The 16,336-nt window shown below is 59.7% G+C and carries 21 protein-coding genes; 17 read left to right on the forward strand and 4 right to left on the reverse strand.

Features of this window, described 5'->3' with window-relative positions; translation table 11 throughout:
- Positions 1-119: 119 nt before the first annotated feature.
- On the forward strand, positions 120-395 hold the full coding sequence (locus tag FOT55_RS04935; protein WP_147823181.1) for a zinc ribbon domain-containing protein: 276 nt from the start codon (positions 120-122) through the stop codon (positions 393-395).
- Positions 392-736, forward strand: coding sequence for a hypothetical protein (locus FOT55_RS04940; protein WP_147823182.1), 345 nt, complete (start codon positions 392-394; stop codon positions 734-736). The genes FOT55_RS04935 and FOT55_RS04940 overlap by 4 nt, the downstream gene beginning before the upstream one ends.
- Here the strand turns inward: FOT55_RS04940 and aaeR are convergent.
- Positions 727-1,638 (reverse strand): HTH-type transcriptional activator AaeR, encoded by a 912-nt coding sequence (gene aaeR / locus FOT55_RS04945; RefSeq protein ID WP_004936950.1) that lies wholly within the window; start codon positions 1,636-1,638, stop codon positions 727-729. The two genes, FOT55_RS04940 and aaeR, sit on opposite strands and share 10 nt — an antisense overlap.
- A 314-nt stretch (positions 1,639-1,952) precedes the next feature.
- On the opposite strand from aaeR, the gene aaeX reads away from it, so the two are divergent.
- From aaeX to FOT55_RS04970, 5 genes are all read left to right on the forward strand, one after another.
- Positions 1,953-2,156, forward strand: coding sequence for a p-hydroxybenzoic acid efflux pump operon protein AaeX (aaeX, locus tag FOT55_RS04950; protein WP_004936952.1), 204 nt, complete (start codon positions 1,953-1,955; stop codon positions 2,154-2,156).
- Positions 2,157-2,163: 7 nt separating this feature from the next.
- Complete coding sequence (aaeA, locus tag FOT55_RS04955) at positions 2,164-3,099, forward strand: p-hydroxybenzoic acid efflux pump subunit AaeA (RefSeq protein WP_033644462.1); 936 nt, start codon at positions 2,164-2,166, stop codon at positions 3,097-3,099.
- Complete coding sequence (gene aaeB / locus FOT55_RS04960) at positions 3,099-5,066, forward strand: p-hydroxybenzoic acid efflux pump subunit AaeB (protein ID WP_147823183.1); 1,968 nt, start codon at positions 3,099-3,101, stop codon at positions 5,064-5,066. The genes aaeA and aaeB overlap by 1 nt, the downstream gene beginning before the upstream one ends.
- Before the next feature lie 280 nt (positions 5,067-5,346).
- Positions 5,347-5,814, forward strand: coding sequence for a ribonuclease (locus tag FOT55_RS04965; protein ID WP_147823184.1), 468 nt, complete (start codon positions 5,347-5,349; stop codon positions 5,812-5,814).
- Positions 5,815-5,819: 5 nt separating this feature from the next.
- The gene (locus FOT55_RS04970) at positions 5,820-6,119 is read left to right on the forward strand and encodes a barstar family protein (protein WP_004936963.1); all 300 of its coding nucleotides are present in this window, start codon (positions 5,820-5,822) and stop codon (positions 6,117-6,119) included.
- 30 nt (positions 6,120-6,149) lie between these two features.
- Here the strand turns inward: FOT55_RS04970 and yjgA are convergent, their stop codons facing one another.
- Positions 6,150-6,698: a ribosome biogenesis factor YjgA gene (gene yjgA / locus FOT55_RS04975; protein ID WP_004936968.1), complete on the reverse strand. Its 549-nt coding sequence runs from the start codon at positions 6,696-6,698 to the stop codon at positions 6,150-6,152.
- A gap of 179 nt (positions 6,699-6,877) precedes the next feature.
- On the opposite strand from yjgA, the gene pmbA reads away from it, so the two are divergent.
- Positions 6,878-8,218, forward strand: coding sequence for a metalloprotease PmbA (pmbA, locus tag FOT55_RS04980; RefSeq protein ID WP_025304390.1), 1,341 nt, complete (start codon positions 6,878-6,880; stop codon positions 8,216-8,218).
- 138 nt (positions 8,219-8,356) lie between these two features.
- Complete coding sequence (gene cybC, locus FOT55_RS04985; RefSeq protein ID WP_016930224.1) at positions 8,357-8,743, forward strand: cytochrome b562; 387 nt, start codon at positions 8,357-8,359, stop codon at positions 8,741-8,743.
- 4 nt (positions 8,744-8,747) lie between these two features.
- On the opposite strand, the gene FOT55_RS04990 is transcribed toward cybC, so the two are convergent.
- Entirely contained in the window at positions 8,748-9,530 is a 783-nt protein-coding gene (locus tag FOT55_RS04990) for an AraC family transcriptional regulator (protein WP_025304388.1), read from the reverse strand.
- Between the two features lie 283 nt (positions 9,531-9,813).
- Here FOT55_RS04990 and FOT55_RS04995 point away from each other — a divergent pair, with 283 nt between their 5' ends.
- Genes FOT55_RS04995 through FOT55_RS05005 form a run of 3 tightly spaced genes read left to right on the forward strand, consistent with a single transcriptional unit; the run spans position 9,814 to position 12,927 of the window.
- Positions 9,814-11,268, forward strand: a complete 1,455-nt coding sequence (locus FOT55_RS04995) for an FAD/NAD(P)-binding protein (RefSeq protein WP_025304387.1) — start codon at positions 9,814-9,816, stop codon at positions 11,266-11,268.
- Entirely contained in the window at positions 11,265-12,146 is an 882-nt protein-coding gene (locus FOT55_RS05000; RefSeq protein ID WP_060448025.1) for a formyltransferase family protein, read from the forward strand. Before FOT55_RS04995 ends, FOT55_RS05000 begins: the two co-directional genes overlap by 4 nt.
- Positions 12,139-12,927 (forward strand): sulfite exporter TauE/SafE family protein, encoded by a 789-nt coding sequence (locus tag FOT55_RS05005; RefSeq protein ID WP_147823185.1) that lies wholly within the window; start codon positions 12,139-12,141, stop codon positions 12,925-12,927. Before FOT55_RS05000 ends, FOT55_RS05005 begins: the two co-directional genes overlap by 8 nt.
- Positions 12,928-12,964: 37 nt before the next feature.
- Here the strand turns inward: FOT55_RS05005 and rnk are convergent, their stop codons facing one another.
- Positions 12,965-13,375, reverse strand: a complete 411-nt coding sequence (gene rnk, locus FOT55_RS05010; RefSeq protein WP_004936993.1) for a nucleoside diphosphate kinase regulator — start codon at positions 13,373-13,375, stop codon at positions 12,965-12,967.
- Between the two features lie 444 nt (positions 13,376-13,819).
- Between rnk and FOT55_RS05015 the strand changes: the two genes are divergently transcribed.
- From FOT55_RS05015 to FOT55_RS05035, 5 genes are read left to right on the forward strand one after another with little or no spacing between them, the layout of a single operon-like run.
- A complete protein-coding gene (locus FOT55_RS05015; RefSeq protein WP_147823301.1) occupies positions 13,820-14,146 on the forward strand; it encodes a glycine dehydrogenase in 327 nt (108 codons plus the stop codon).
- 36 nt (positions 14,147-14,182) lie between these two features.
- The gene (locus FOT55_RS05020; RefSeq protein ID WP_004937000.1) at positions 14,183-14,548 is read left to right on the forward strand and encodes a glycine-rich SFCGS family protein; all 366 of its coding nucleotides are present in this window, start codon (positions 14,183-14,185) and stop codon (positions 14,546-14,548) included.
- The gene (locus FOT55_RS05025) at positions 14,548-14,844 is read left to right on the forward strand and encodes a DUF4312 family protein (protein ID WP_004937003.1); all 297 of its coding nucleotides are present in this window, start codon (positions 14,548-14,550) and stop codon (positions 14,842-14,844) included. Before FOT55_RS05020 ends, FOT55_RS05025 begins: the two co-directional genes overlap by 1 nt.
- Before the next feature lie 30 nt (positions 14,845-14,874).
- Positions 14,875-15,651 (forward strand): DUF4311 domain-containing protein, encoded by a 777-nt coding sequence (locus tag FOT55_RS05030; protein WP_004937006.1) that lies wholly within the window; start codon positions 14,875-14,877, stop codon positions 15,649-15,651.
- 11 nt (positions 15,652-15,662) lie between these two features.
- Positions 15,663-16,313, forward strand: a complete 651-nt coding sequence (locus FOT55_RS05035) for a DUF4310 family protein (protein ID WP_004937013.1) — start codon at positions 15,663-15,665, stop codon at positions 16,311-16,313.
- Positions 16,314-16,336 lie beyond the last annotated feature (23 nt).

Below are 16,336 nucleotides of genomic sequence, written 5' to 3' on the forward strand. Positions count from 1 at the left end.
CAAAGCCTTGCCACTTTTACGATGTAATGAAACGTAAATCCTTCTCGTCGGGCTTTACCCTGGAGTTTACTCCAGGGTTTACAGTGAGGTTCAGCGTCAATGCACAGAGGAGAGGCGGGATGAGCTTACTGAAACGGTTGTTGGGGCAAGGCGGTATTAACGGCGGTCATCTGCGTGCGAGCCACGGCGGTGGGCATCATGGCAACCGCTATAACCAGCATGGCGAGCCGGGGCCGCAGTGTCCGGAATGCCGGGCCGTGAATAAATCGGGCGCCCGTTATTGCCACCGCTGCGGTCAGCCGTTTGCCGCGGCGAGCGCCACCTGCGGCCAGTGCGCCGCACCGCTGCCGTCGGGCAGCCGCTTTTGCCCGCAGTGCGGCGGCGGTGTGCCGTGAACCGGGGCGGTTGGACGCTCGCGCTGCTGCTGGGCGCCATGGCGCTGTGGACCGTGTTGGCCTGGGGCGTAGCCGGGGTGCTGGCCTGGCTCCCGGCGTTGGCGGAGGCGGCCGGGAACGCATCGTTGCCGGTGAACGGTGCGCTGAACCTGGTGCCGCAGGCGGTGTTGGACGTCTGGCTGCCGTGGCTGAAACAGCTGGGCAGCGGACTGGCGAGCTATTTTCCTCTGCTGCTGACCTGGGCGGGCTACGCCGTCTGGCTGCTATGGGGCCTCGGCATGCTGGCGCTGGTGCTGCTGGGCGCGCTGGCGCACCGTTATTTGAGCGGCGCTCAGCGATAGCCCTGATAGACCGCCGCCACGCGTTCGAAATAGTCGGTTAGGTAGTTGATACACACCTGCACCTTCAGCGGCAGTTTGTCCTTCTCGGTATAGAGCGCGTAGATCGGCCGCGGATCCGAATGGTAGCTTTTGAACAGGATCTCGATCTCGCCGCGTTTGATCTCTTCGATCACCCACATCAGCGGGGCGTAGGCGATGCCGGCGCCGTTTTTCAGCCAACGGATCATGGTGGAGGAATCGTTGGTGACGAAGCGCCCCTGCGGGGAAATGCGCGTGGTGATGCCCTCCGGCGACATCAGTTCAAATTCGCTGTCGGGCCGCACGCTGTACTCCAGCCAGGAAAAGTTGACCATGTCGCTCGGCTTCTGCGGCGTGCCGTGCTGGCTGAGGTAGCTTTTGGCGGCGCACACCACCATCGGCATCTGCCCCAGGCGGCGGGAGAACAGACTGGAGTCCTGCAGCGCGCCGGTGCGGATCACCAGATCCAATCCGTCGGTGATCAGGTCCGGCGCAGGAATGCCGGTCACCAGGTTGACCGTCAGACCCGGGTACTCTTTCATCATCTCGGCGGTCATGTTCGCCAGCACGTTTTGCGCCATGGTGGATGAGCTGCCGATGCGCAGCGTGCCGGCAGGCGTATTGTTAAACGCATACAGCTGCTCATGCACTTCGCTGACTTCCTGCAGCATGCGTCGGCAGCCCTGATAGTAGATTTTGCCGGCCTCGGTCAGGCCGATGCTGCGCGTGCTGCGGTTCAACAGCTTGACCTGCAGCTCATTTTCCAGTTTCGAGACGGTTTGGCTGATCGATGAAACGCTCATGTCGAGTTGGCGCGCGGCCGCGGTAAACGACCCGAACTCAACCACTTTGGCGAATACCGACATCCGTTTTAATCTTTCCATTATTCACTCTGGCTTAAAAGTGATTTAGATCACAGATTGTTGATGCCTTGATAGTAAGCAGGCTAATATAACGTGGTCGGGTGAATAGACCTTACCAACGTGCGAGAGCGATCGGCGACGTAATCCTGCCGCTCCTCCGGCACCCTCGCAATCCCTGTCGTGGATGTCTGCCCCAAAGTTTAACCTTTTTTCGGGTTCGTGACCTGGACAAGCTGTCTGGTCAAGATTTGTGGCGCGCGCACGCTAAAATGTAAAGAGAATGTGAATGGCAAGGCCTGTCCTCCTCCGGCGCAGTGAACAATAAGGAAAAATTGATGAGTTTGCTTCCGGTTATGGTCATCTTCGGACTGTCGTTTCCGCCGGTGTTTTTCGAGCTGTTGGTGTCGCTGGCGCTGTTTTTTCTCTTGCGCCGCCTGCTGCAGCCGACGGGGATTTACGATTTTGTCTGGCATCCGGCGCTGTTTAATACCGCGCTGTATTGCTGCTTGTTTTATCTGATTTCGTGTCTTTTTGTTTGAGGTCGCTGTGAAAAATTTTTCGATAAAAATAACCCGAATCGCGATCACTTTGATTCTTGTGCTGCTGGGCATTGCCGCGGTATTCAAGGCCTGGGTGTTCTACACCGAGTCGCCGTGGACGCGTGATGCCAAGTTCACCGCCGACGTGGTGGCGATCGCGCCGGACGTCAGCGGCCTGCTGACCGACGTGCCGGTGGTGGACAACCAGCTGGTGAAGAAAGGTCAGGTGCTGTTCGTGGTCGATCGGCCGCGTTATGAGCAGGCCTTGGCGGAAGCCGGCGCCGACGTCGCCTACTATCAGACGTTGGCGGCGGAGAAACGGCGTGAGGCCGGCCGCCGCGTGAAGTTGGGCGTGCAGGCGATGTCGCAGGAAGAGATTGACCAGTCGAACAACTCGCTGCAGACCGTGCAGCACCAGCTGGCGAAGGCCATTGCGGCGCGCGAGCTGGCGCAGCTGGATCTGGAGCGCACCACGGTGCGCGCCCCGGCCGATGGCTGGATCACCAACCTCAACGTACACGCCGGTGAATACATCACCCGTGGGTCGGTGGCGGTGGCGCTGGTGAAGAAAGATTCCTTCTACATCCTGGCGTACCTGGAAGAGACCAAGCTGAACGGCCTGAATAAGGGCGATCGCGCGGAGATCACTCCGCTCGGCAGTAACCGCATCATGCACGGCACCGTCGACAGCGTGGCGGCGGCGGTGAACAACAGCAGCAGCACGGTGAACAACAAAGGGTTGGCCTCGATCGACAGCAACCTGGAGTGGGTACGCCTGGCGCAGCGAGTGCCGGTGAAAATCCTGCTGGACGCCAAGGATCAACAGCATCCGTACCCGGCCGGCACCACTGCCACCGTGGTGATCGTTGGCAAAAACGATCGCAATGCCGACAGCGGCTCACCTTTTGTGCGCCTGATGCACCGGCTGCGTGAGTTCGGCTAATGAGCAGCCCAACCTTTATCCGGCTGAGATTCGCCTTCAAACTCAGCTTCGCGATTGTGTTTGCGCTGTTCGTCGGCTTCCATCTCAATCTGGAAACCCCGCGCTGGTCGGCGATGACCGCCGCCATCGTCGCCGCCGGCCCGGCCTTTGCCGCCGGCGGTGAACCCTTCTCCGGCGCCATCCGCCACCGCGGCTGGCTGCGTATCATCGGCACCTTTATCGGCTGCTTCGTCGGCCTGATCATTATCATCACCACCGCCCGCGCGCCGGTGGTGATGCTGCTGCTGTGCTGCATCTGGGCCGGTTTCTGCACCTGGCTTTCTTCACTCATCAAGGTGGAGAACTCCTATGCCTGGGGGCTGGCCGGATATACCGCGCTGATCATCATCGTGACGGTCGCTACCAGCGAGTCTCATCTGCTGGAAGCGCCGCAGTTCGCCATCGAGCGTTGCAGCGAGATCGTGCTGGGGATCGTCAGCGCCGTGTTGGCGGATCTGCTGTTCTCGCCGCGTTCGATCAAACAGGACATCGATCGGGCGGTGGATCAGCTGCTGGTGGCTCAATACCGCCTGATGCAGATGTGCATCAGCAACGCCGACAAAGAAGACATCGATCGCGCCTGGAGCAATCTGGTCAAGAGCACCACGGCCCTGGACGGCATGCGCAACAACCTGATGATGGAGTCCTCGCGCTGGCAGAAGGTCAACCGCCGGGTAAAAGCGCTGCATACGCTGTCGCTGACTCTGATCACCCAGGCCTGCGAAACCTATCTGATCTTGGTGAATCACCCGGAGGCACTGAAAGACAGCCTGCGGGAGCAGCTGATGGCCCCGGCGGAAACCCCGCAGGAGATCCACAAGCGCATGAAGCTGTTGCGCCAGGTGCTGACCACGCATCGTTCCGAGGAAACGCTGCCGACCATCACCGGTTGGGTCGGCGCGGCGACCCGCTACCTGCTGCTGTCGAAAGGCGTGCACGCTAACTGCAGCATCAGCGCGGTGGAAGAGGGGGTGTTGAGCAACGAAACCGTGGTCAAGCCGACTTCGGCGGAAGGGCATCACGCGATGATCAACGGCCTGCGCACCTTTGTGGCGACGGCCTTCGGCAGCCTGCTGTGGCTGTGGACCGGCTGGACGTCCGGCAGCGGTTTTATGGTGATCATCGCGGTGATCACCTCGCTGGCGATGCGCACCCCGGCGCCGCGCATGGTGGCGATGGATTTCGTGCTGGGCATGCTGGCGGCGATCCCGGTCGGTTCCCTGTTCTTCATGGTGATCCTGCCGGCGACGCAGCAGAGCATTTTGCTGCTGTGTCTCAGCCTCGGCCTGCTGGCGTTTTTCATCGGCATCGAGGTGCAGAAGCGGCGGCTCGGTTCGCTGGGGCTGCTGGCCGGGACCATCAACATTCTGGTGCTGAGCAACCCAATGGAGTTCAACGTCACCCAGTTTCTCGACGGGGCGCTGGGCCAGTTCCTCGGCAGCTGCGTTGGGCTGATGGTGCTGCTGCTGATCCGCGACAATTCGCGTGAACGCACCGGGCGCACGTTGCTCAACCAGTTCGTCAGCAGCGCGGTGTCGGCGCTGACCACCAAGGCGGCGCGTCGTCGGCAAAACCATCTGCCTGCGCTGTATCAGCAGCTTAACCAGCTGCTGATGATGTTCCCGAACGACATCGCCAAGTATCGTCTGGCGTTGAACCTGATCATTGCCCACCAGCGCATGCAGCGGGCGGAGATTCCGGTCAGCGAAGAGCTGTCGGCCTTCCACCGCCAGATCCGCAGCACCGCCGATCGGGTGGTCTCCGCCAAGAACGACGTCAAGCGCGCCTATTACTACGATCGCTTGCTGGGTGAAATGAACGAGTACCAGCAGAAGCTGGTGGACAATCAGGCACCGCTCAGCGTCACCGGGCCGGTGAAACGCCTGGCCGACATGCTGCATCGCTATCGTCACGCCTTGATCGATTGATGCGTTCCCTCCTGTTGCGCCGCGTTGTGCGGCGCCTTCCCTGACTATACTGAAAGCAGTGCCTGACATGGCGGGCCGTCTCATAAGAGGCGGCCTGTTTTCAGAGAGACTCCGAGTGCCAGAACGACTGGAAAGTGGCATCATTGTCATGAATGGATGAAACGCTCACCGCCGCGAAAACGTGACGTGCCGGTCATCTTAGTTTCATCCAGGTCGACTATATACCTAACTAGCCTGGGGGAGCTGCGGCGCCTTCGGCGGCATAATTTCAGGGAATGTCATGAACAAGCGGATTCTGTTGGCGATTGTCATCGCCGTGGTCATCGCCGTCTTCAGCGCGCTGCGCGGCAACGAGCACCGTGCGATCGGCGGCAATGCGACGGTGGTGCAAGCGCCGGCGGGGCAACAGCAGAGCATCGATCGGCTCACGCAGCAGCAAACGGTGGTGAGCTACCTGCAGCAGCATCAGCGGCTGCCGGGCTATTACGTCACCAAGAAGCAGGCGCGCGAGCAGGGCTGGGACCCGCGTTCAGGCAACCTCTGTGCGGTAATGCCGGGCAAGGCGATTGGCGGCGATCGATTCTCTAACCGTGAAGGGCAACTGCCGAGTGCCGGCGGCCGGGTCTGGCGCGAAGCGGACATCAATTATCAGTGTGGCCGGCGCGGCGCCGATCGCCTGCTGTATTCGAGCGACGGTCTGATCTTCGTCACGCGCGACCATTACAAAAACTTCATTCGTGTGGAGTGAGTTTGATGGCAAAAGTAGAGTTTGATTTTGAGCAGATCCAGGACGTGCCAACCTTCTACCGCGATTTCGCGCACAAGTTTGCGCTGGACGAGGGGTTTGGCGCCAACCTCGACGCGCTGTGGGACGTGGTGACCGGCGATATCGGTCTGCCGGTGGAAATCGAGTTCACCCACCTCAATGCCCGCAGCAAGCGTCGTTTCGGCGCAATCATTCTGCTGTTTGAAGAAGCGGAAGAAGAGCTGGAAGGCAGCCTGCGCTTCAATATCCGCGAAAGCAGCGGCGAACCGGCGCATCACCGGGGATGAAACGGGTTCATCCCGGGACGGCGGCGGCGCTTAGTCAGCCGCTTCGGCCAGCTCGCGCAGGTATTGGAAGATCTGGCGGTAAGCCTTAGGCGGCTTGTTGGCGGCCTTCTCTTTCTGCGCGTTGCGCACCAGTGAACGCAGCTGTTGACGATCGGCTGCTGGATACAGATCCAGGATCGACGGAATGACGTCATCGCCTTCTTCCACCAGGCGGTCGCGCAGCGCTTCCAGCTTATGGAACAGCGAAACCTGCTGGTTGTGGCGGTTTTTCAGCTTGTCGAGCGCGGTCTGAATCGGCTCGATATCGCGGGCGCGCAGCATCTTGCCGATCAGCTGCAGCTGACGGCGACGGCCTTCTTTCTTGATCTTCTGCGCCAGCTCGATGGCGGCGCGCAAATCTTCATCCAACGGAATGCGATCCAGCGCGTTTTTGCCCAGATCGACCATTTCGGCCCCCAGGTCTTTCAGCGCTTCGGCATCACGTTTAATTTCACTTTTACTGACCCAGATAATCTCGTCATCGTCCTCGTTTTCATTCTCCGGGACATCGTCGAGCCAGTCTTCAGGCTGTTTGTTCATGGTAGGCTCCGTTAAAAAGAGGCTAATCCTAACAGGTTGCCGGCTTTATGCGAAATTCAACGCGGTTCCTGTTAGACTCAACGGCAGAGATCTCAGGATTTTTGCGCGCCGCTCCGCGTGCACAACTACGCCGCTCCGGCACTTTTCTCAACGATTTTCTGATTAATTATGGCAGATTGATGAAAGTAGTCACTCAAGTTGCAGAACAGCGCAAGGCGCTGGAACAGGCCGTTTCTCAGGCGCTGGAGCTGGCCCGCGCCGGTTCCGACGCGGCGGAAGTGGCGGTCACCAAATCGACCGGCATCAGCGTCAGCACCCGCTTCGGCGAAGTGGAAAACGTCGAGTTCAACAGCGATGGCGCGCTGGGCATCACCGTGTATCACCGCCAGCGCAAAGGCAGCGCCTCTTCCACCGATCTCAGCCCGGATGCCATCGCCCGCACCGTACAGGCTGCGCTGGACATCGCGCGCTACACCTCTGAAGATCCCTGCGCCGGCCCGGCGGAGAAAGATCTGCTGGCGTTCGAGGCGCCGGATCTCGATCTGTTCCACCCGACCGAGCTGGACGCCGAGCGCGGCATCGAGCTGGCGGCGCGCGCCGAGCAGGCTTCGCTGGCGGCGGACAAACGCATTACCAATACCGAAGGCGGCAGCTTCAACAGCCACTACGGCATCAAGGTGTTCGGCAACAGCCACGGCATGCTGCAAAGCTACTGTTCCAGCCGCCACTCGCTGTCCAGCTGTGTCATTGCTGAGCAGGACGGCGATATGGAGCGGGATTACGCTTACACCATCGGCCGTGCGATGGGCGATCTGCACAGCCCCGAGTGGGTGGGGCAGGAGTGCGCCCGCCGCACGTTGGCGCGCCTCGCGCCGCGCAAACTGTCGACCATGAAGGCACCGGTGCTGTTTGCCTCCGAAGTGGCCACCGGGCTGTTCGGCCATCTGGTGGGCGCCATCAGCGGCAGCAGCGTCTACCGTAAATCCACTTTCCTGCTGGACTCGCTCGGCAAACAGATCCTGCCGGAATGGTTGACCGTCGAGGAGCATCCGCACCTGCTGAAAGGGCTGGCGTCGACGCCGTTCGACAGTGAGGGCGTGCGCACCCAGCGACGCGATATCATCAAGGACGGCGTGCTGCAGACCTGGCTGATGACCAGCTACTCGGCGCGCAAGCTGGGCCTGCACAGCACCGGCCATGCCGGCGGCATCCATAACTGGCGCATTGCGGGGCAGGGCGCTGACTTCGCCGGCATGTTGAAACAGCTTGGCACCGGCCTGGTGGTCACCGAGTTGATGGGCCAGGGCGTCAGCGGCGTCACCGGCGATTACTCGCGCGGCGCCGCCGGTTTCTGGGTGGAAAATGGCGAGATCCAGTACCCGGTCAGCGAGATCACCATTGCCGGCAACCTGAAAGACATGCTGCGCAACATCGTCAGCGTTGGCAGCGATATTGAAACCCGCAGCAATATCCAGTGCGGTTCGGTGCTACTGCCGGAAATGAAGATCGCCGGTCAGTGATCCTCTGCGCGGCCGGCGCCCGCCGGTCGCGCGTTATCCCGTCTCAACCTTGCTTACAAATCTCCGGTTTCGGTTTTGCCCGGCCTTGCCTATGGTAACGGTGGGTTAATTAAAACAATAACTGGAAGGTGAGCAAACATGCAGAATACCCTGAAAGCGCTGGCGGCGTTGACGCTGCTGGCAGCCAGTTCGCTGGCGGTCGCTGCCGATCTGGGCGACGATATGGACACCCTGGCGGAAAACTATAAAACGGTGCTGAATACCGATTCCGCCGCTACCCTCACACAGAGCCTGCAAAACATGCGCGCCGCCGCGCAGGATGCCAAACAGGGCACTCCGCCGAAGCTGGAAGACAAAGCCGCCGACAGCCCGGAGATGAAAGATTTCCGCAGCGGGTTGGATACCCTGATCGGCCAGATCGATCAGGCGCTGGCCCTGGCCAATCAGGGCAAAGTCGCCGAAGCGAAGCAGCTGGCGCAGGGCTTCAAGCAAACCCGCGACGCCAACCACAAGAAATTCCGCTAATCCGTCAACCGTCGCGCCCGTCTTCCGTCAAATAGGAGGAGGGCGCCTGCCCGAGCACGCGGCGAAACATGGTTGAAAACGCCGCGCTGCTGTCATATCCCATTTCCATCGCCACCTGCGTTACGCTGCGCCCTTCGGCCAGCAGCGCCAACGCCAGTACCACGCAGGCGCGCTGGCGCCATTGCGAAAACGGCAGGCCGGTCTGCGCGCGAAAGAAGCGGCTGAAGGTGCGAATGCTCATGTACAGACGAGGCGCCCACCGCTGCGCGGAGTCGTGGGCGTCGGGGTGCTGCAAAAAGGCGCGGCACAGCTCGCCTAACCGAGGATCGGCGGGTAGCGGGATGTGCAACGGCAAGGGCTGCAGCCTGGCCAGCTCATGCAGCAGCAGTGTTGCCAGCGCTCCGTCGCGCCCCTCTTGTTCATACTCCAGCGGCATATCCACCGCCGCCATCAACAGCTGGCGCATCAGCGGAGTGACGCTGACCACCTGGCATACCTGCGGCCGTTCGGCGGGCAACGCGCCGGGTTCGAGGTACAGGCTGCGGGTGGTGACGCCGACCATCCTCACCGCGTGCGGCATCTGCGGCGGCAGCCATACCGCGTGCTGCGGCGGGACGACCCAATTGCCTTGCTGCGTGAAAACGTGCATGACGCCGGTGGCGCCGTACAGCAACTGCGCGCGCCGGTGGCTGTGCATCGGCAGCAGGTGTCCCGGCGGATAATCGGTGCCGATGGCGATCACCGCGCGCGTTACGTGGTCGATGTCATCAATGCGGACGTTGCGCATGTGTTTCCTTTGGCGGGCAGATTGGCCGAAACGCAATGATAGTTGGCCTTTCATATAAAGCAAGCCAGCGGCCGCCGCCCTACTATCGGGGCAGAAAAATAATGCTTGTTCGCGGTGCCGTTATTTTATCGGCCATAAAGCCCGTGCAAGTTTTCACACCGGGGTGGGACGAAGGTTTTCGTTCTCGCAATACAAGAAGTTAATAAGGAATAAAACGTCATTTTATTCCAACACCTGAAGCAATAGTTCTTAGCGCAGTTCAATGACTATAAGGTGATATTTCATGTATAAGTTCGGTGTGGTTGGCGGCGGAGCCGCTGGGATCGCTTTTGCGTATAACTTTATAAAAAATAAGTCGGTTAATCATTGCAAAAGGCCGCTTTCCCTGACGGTGTTCGACAAGCAGGGCTTCAAGGGCGGAATGGCATACAGCAGCGATTTTGACAGCCATATATTAAATATGACGCCGGAAAATATGTCGGCGGATATTTTCGACGACACGCACTTCGTTGATTGGATCGCCATGCATTTCCCGCAGTTTTGCCAGGATCGTTATCCGCCGCGCTGGCTGTATCGGGAATATCTCGATTTTATTCGCGACATGACGATTTATATGGCGGCGGACAGTAACGTCGCGCTGAATTTCGTGACCGCCGAAGTAAATGCCATCGCGCCGCTCGAAGCCGGCTACCGGCTGACCACCACCTGTGGCAGCGCCGAACAGATGAATGCGCTGGTGCTGTGTTCGGGGCACAACCCGCCGGAATGTCTCTATCCGGTGGATGGCGTGATCGCTTATCAGGCCCACCAGGATCTGCCGCCGATCAACCCTTATTCGAGCATCGGCGTGATCGGCTGCAGCCTGACGGCGATTGACGCCATCGTTGAGCTGATGGAGCGCCTGGGGGCGACCGACATCTGTGCCCTGTCGCGTTCGGGCCTGTTCCCCAGCGTGCAGCCGGCGCTGATGCGTCCGCCGCCGGAAGCGTTTGTTGAGGCGCTGCGGCGCTTTGTCGCCGGCCGCGATTTTATTGACGCGCATCAGCTGGTACATGCGATCAATGCCGCGCTGGCGCGCCACTATCCGGGGCCGGAGCGGCTGACGGTGCTCTCGGCGCTGGGGGAAAGGCGCGATTGCTATCGCGATCTGGCAGACAGTCTCGATCGCGCGCGTTTTGCCCGGGAGCATATCTGCAGCTATCTGGCGGCGATCCACCCGGCGGTGTGCGCCGCCTGGGTCAAGATGGATGCCAACAACCGGCAGGTCTTCATGCGCTTTTACAACTCCTCCTGGATGCGCAATCGACATGCCATGCCGCTAAAGAACGCCAGCAAGATCGTGGCGGCGCTGGAGAGCCAACGCCTGCGTGCCTGCGGCGGCCTGGTGGATATCAGTAAGGGGGCGGACGGGTTTATCCTTCGTTGCCATGAGACGCGAGTGCATGCGCAGTATCTGTTCAACTGCACCACGCCTTCTTATCAACTGCCGCCCAACCGCCTGAGCCATCAGCTGCTGCAAGACGGGCTGGTGCAAGAGAACCTGTTCGGCGGCGTGAAGTGCAACCCGCACACGCTGAAAATCGCCGACCGACGCGGCCGTGAGCAGCATCTCTACTCGCTCGGCGCGCCCGCCAAGGGCGATCTGTTTTACACCTCGGCGATGGAATCCATCACGCGGGATATCAGCAAGATCGTGTTCAACAACCCTATTTTCAATGCAAAGAAGGCTGAAGTATGAAAAACGTAGCGCTCTTTGTCGGCAACGACATTTTCTCCTGGCTGGTGTGTCAGGATCTGATCGCCGCCCTGAGGGACGAGTGTACTTTTACGGTGTATTTTCCCCTGGCGAAAAGCGCCGGGCGCACGCAGGAGCCAGCGGTTCGCCGCCTGGGGCTGTATGAGCGCGAGGTGCTGAATGATTTCGTGTTCCCGTTCGTTGGCCGCAACGCCGCCGCCTGTGAGGGCGCCTATCAGCCGCCGGCTCTGTTCCTGGCCGCCGCCGGGGTCAAAGCGCATCGCGTTCTCGACATCAATGACGCCGCGTTTATCAGCAGCCTGGGCCATATGGACGGGGTGATCTCTTTACGCTGTTATCAGAAATTTTCCGCCGACTATGTGCGCGCCTTCAGCCGACACGGCAAGCTGCTGTGGAACCTGCATCCGGGAGATTTGCCACGCTATCGCGGGGTGATGACGCTGTTCCGCGCGATGATGAACGGTGACAGGGACTGTGCGGTAACGCTGCATGAAATGGATGAGCACTGGGACGCCGGCCCGGTGATCGCCCGTCTGCCCGCCGAGCTGCGCCACGATCTGTCGTTCCTGGAAAACATGATGTTGCTGGGCGTACAAAGCGGCACCTTTTTGGCGCGCCAGCTGATGCGGGCGGAGCACAGCGAAGCGATAACGGCGGAAAAGCAGGGCGATTCGCGCTACTGGGGTTTCCCGGATGCGCAGACGCTGGCGCAGGCGGAACAGGCGGGCATTGAGCTGGTGGACCATGACGCCGTGCGTGAGCAGTATCTGGGGCTGTTCGTCGGCGATCGCTTCCACCCGCTGGCGGGGCAGTTCTGCGCCGGGTTCGACGACTTCGTGCGGGCGCACGGCCATGATTGAAACGTTGATTGTACTGGGGGCCGGTTTTCTGACCGGCATAACCACCATTTTGTTCGGCTTCGGCGGCGGCTTTGTAGTGGTGCCTTTCGTCTATCACTTGATCTCTGTGTCGGGCGAGCAGCCCGGCCAGGCGATGCATATCGCGGTGGCAACCTCGACGGCGGTGATGATCCTCAACGCGAGTTACGCGACGCTGACCAACTGGCGCAGCGGCAACCTGCTGCGCGAAACCATCGTGCCGCTGATCTTTTTCATCGGCATCGGCGCTGCGCTGGGCGCGTTCGCCTCCTCACTGCTGGCGGACGGCGTGATCCGCGGGCTGTTTGTGGTCTATATGGCGGTGACCATCGCCGACTGTCTGTTCCGCCGGGGTTTTCTGGTCAAACCGGCGCGCGCCGACCTGTCCCCCGTCACGCTGTGGGGCGGCGGGCCGCTGATAGGCGGCATCGCCACGCTGCTGGGGGTGGGCGGTAGCGTCATGACGGTGCCGCTGCTGCGCCGCCACGGCTACGACATGAAATATTGCGTCAGCGCCGCCAATCCATTGTCGATCCCGGTGGCGGTGATCGGGGCGCTGATGTATATCGTGTTGGGGTGGCGCGAGATGAGCGGGCCGCAGTATCTGGGCTACGTCAATCTGAACATTCTGGGGCTGTTGGTGGTGGCGGGGATTGCGGGGATCGTGTTTGCCAGGCGCTGTTTGCCGAAGGTGAGCGATGCGCTGCATGCCAAAATCTACGTGCTGCTGCTGATCGCCGTGCTGATCGCTATCTGCGTCTGAGACAGAAAGGGCGGCCGGATGCCGCCCTGAAAACCGCTTAACGGTGGTATTCGCCCGCCGCTTCCGGCTGGTACAACAACTCCAGCACTTCAATCCGCGCTTCTTCACCGTTCGGCAATTGCCAGGAGATCTGCTTGCCGACGTGCATGCCAAGCAGCGCTGCGCCCAGCGGCGCCATCACCGACAGCTGATCGTGGCTGTCTTTCAGCGATGCCGGGTAAACCAGCGTGCGCACGTGCTCTTCATCGGTGTGCAGATCGCGAAAACGAACGCGGCTGTTCATGGTCACCACGTTGGCCGGCATTTTCTCCGGCGGCAGGATTTCCGCGCGATCCAATTCGTCGTTCAGCGCGGCGGCGACGTCGGTATTGGCAAAGGCCGGTTGTTCCAATAGCGCATCCAGGCGTTCCGCATCCAGCTCATTAATAGTAATGATGGGTTTGGTCATTCCACTCTCCAGTCAAATCAAAGGGCGTCAGTCTGTGCGCCCATAAATTCGGAAAAACAACACAAAGCAACACCCCCGCGCCAGAGGAGCGGGGGTGTGGGTAATGTCGATTTGTCCTAGTGATAGTAGGCGGTTGGGGCAAGAAAAGAAAGAGATCCCGATCACGAAGGCTTTTATCGTCAATCGAGGCAAAAAAAACCGTTAGCCGGGTTATGTAATTGTTATCTCATTCACTTTTTCGCCGCAGCGCCGTTTTGCGAAATGGATCTCCACGCGTCATTCGATTTCCACTTCGAACTGGAAAAAACCGGTCTACACAGAAAATCCTACCGGGAGTAGGGTAAAGACATCACAGAAAGCGGGTTATTCAGGTGATGCGCTTTACGGCTTACTGATTAATGTGGGATCTAGGGGTACTGAAAAGTGAATGATGGATCTGCTTCGATAAAAGAAATTGAACAATCCGATGTCAGCGAGGCCGGGGCGATCACCGCTCGGGTGTTGGCGGATATTACCGCGATGCTGAATGCTGAAAATATTTATACCAATGCGGTGCAGCAACAGATGCTGGAATCGCATATTCTTGCCATGGTGCTGCGTTCAATAACCGGCGAGCCGTTGCCGGAGGTAGATAAATCATTGTTCGACGAAATCTCCGCCGAATCCATGCAAATGGCGGAGCGCGTGGTGGATCAGTTTGACACATTGCCTATCGAAGAAGCCTATTTATTGTCAGTGCACTTCGAAGTGGCGAAAGATAATAACGCATAGCGGTTAATGCATCGATTTAAATCAGGAGAATATAACATGGGTCAAATTACCGTAGTGATCGGCGATCGTTTGGGCAAAGGGCAAAAAGTCGGCCAGGGTGTTGAAAACGCAGGCGGAAAAGCGGTGGTTATCCCCGGCGTGGCGGCGGACATGAAGCTGGGCGACGTCATGAAAGCGGAAAACGCGCAGCTGGGCATCTCTTTTTGCGGTAGCGGTGGCGCCGGCGCGATTACCGCGCAAACCAAATACGGCTACAAAGCCAAATACGGCATGCGTTCGGTGGAAGAGGGCGTGACGGCAATTAATGAAGGCTGCAACGTGCTGGGTTTCGGCTTTATGGATAAAGAAGAGCTGGGCCAGAAACTGGTGGAAGCCTACGTCAAAAAACATGGCAACCCATAATGAAAGAGCAATATACCACATCGGTAAAGGTGGAGGGTAAAGGCGACAGCAAAGCGAAAGCTTTTGCTTCCGCCTTGGCTAATGTGCAGGGCGCGGTATTAAAGTCCACCAACAATATTCTGCTGCGCATCGAGCCGCAGGACGTCAGCGTAGTGAAAGCGGAAGAGAAAATAACTAAAGAGAAATTTCTTTTCTTCTTTTTGCCGCGTGAAAGAAAGAGCTATGCCGTTTCTCTGGAAATAACCGTGAACGTAACCATTATCAATACCGAGAAGGTTGTCTTCGTCACGAAATAAAAACGTTAGCATAAATGAAAGGGTATACTGATGTTTTTAATCATCTTATTTAAATCGATAATTATCGGTGGGCTGGTGGGAGTCGGCGTAGGGGCCGGCGCCGCACGCATGTTCCACGCACCGACAACACAGGGCATGGGGGCGTTTCGCACCCTGGGCGAGCTGAACTCCTGCGAGGGCGATCCGGCTTCCCACTTCTCATTCGGTCTGGGCTTCTTCTTCAACGCCTGGGCGTCTTCCGTAGCGGCGGGTTCCTTCACGCAGGACGTCGATCACCGCATCATCCCGCACTGGGGCGCGGCGGCCCTGATGGTCAAGAACCGCAATCTGGCGCAAACGCTGCACGATCCGAAAAAAATGGCCATCGCCTGCGGCATCATCGGCATGCTGGTGGTGGCCTTCCTCAATACCACCGCTTCCGCCGTGCCTGCCGCGCTGCAGGTCACCGCGATCAAGGTGCTGGTGCCGGCGGCCAACCTGCTGGTGAATACCGTGATGCCGGTGATCTTCTGGCTGGCGGCGATCGACGCCGGGCGCCGTTCCGGCTTCTGGGGCACCATCTTCGGCGGCCTGGCGCAGCTGATCATGGGCAACGCCGTACCGGGCCTGGTGCTGGGCATTCTGATCGGCAAAGGCGTGGAAGAGAGCGGCTGGAACAAGATCACCAAGATCATGATGGCGGTGATCGTGCTGCTGTTCGTGCTGAGCGGCTTCTTCCGCGGCTTCGACATGAAAGTTCTCGAGTCCTTCAGCCTCGGCGTGCCGGGCTGGCTGGACGCCATTCACAATACCCTGAGCGGTAAATAAGGAGCGGGATGATGGAAGAACAAACCCAAAAAGGCTTCTGGTACGCCGACTGGTCATTCCCGATTTTTGTTGGCCTGCTGTCCTCCGGCGTGTTCGCCGGGACGCACATGTACTACCTGTACGGCATCGGCGCCTTTAACGAAGTGGCCTTCGTCTCCATGCTGCGGGCGGGGATGGATACCGGCGTGTATGGCGCGGTGGCGGCGTTCGGCGCCAGCTTCCTGTTCGCGCGCATCATCGAAGGCTCGCTGGTGGGCATCCTGGACATCGGCGGCGCGATCCAGACCGGCGTCGGGCTGGGCGTACCGGCGCTGCTTTTGGGGGCCGGCATCGTGTTCCCGGTCGCCAACTTCGCCGCTTCGCTGGCCACCGGCCTGATCATCGGCCTGGCGATCGGTTACGTGATCATTCTGGCGCGTAAATTCACCATCAATCAGAGCAACTCCACCTACGGGGCGGACGTGATGATGGGGGCGGGCAACTCCTCGGGCCGCTTCCTCGGGCCGTTGATCATCCTGTCGGCGATGACCGCCTCGATCCCGATCGGCATCGGTTCGCTGCTCGGCGCGCTGCTGTTCTATATCTGGGGTAAACCGATCACCGGCGGAGCGATCCTCGGCGCGATGATCCTGGGGGCGATCTTCCCGGTAGCCATTTCTTAAGAGGCCTGCGCCAGGCGCCGCCC

This window comes from Serratia bockelmannii (assembly GCF_008011855.1).
Classification (GTDB): domain Bacteria; phylum Pseudomonadota; class Gammaproteobacteria; order Enterobacterales; family Enterobacteriaceae; genus Serratia; species Serratia bockelmannii.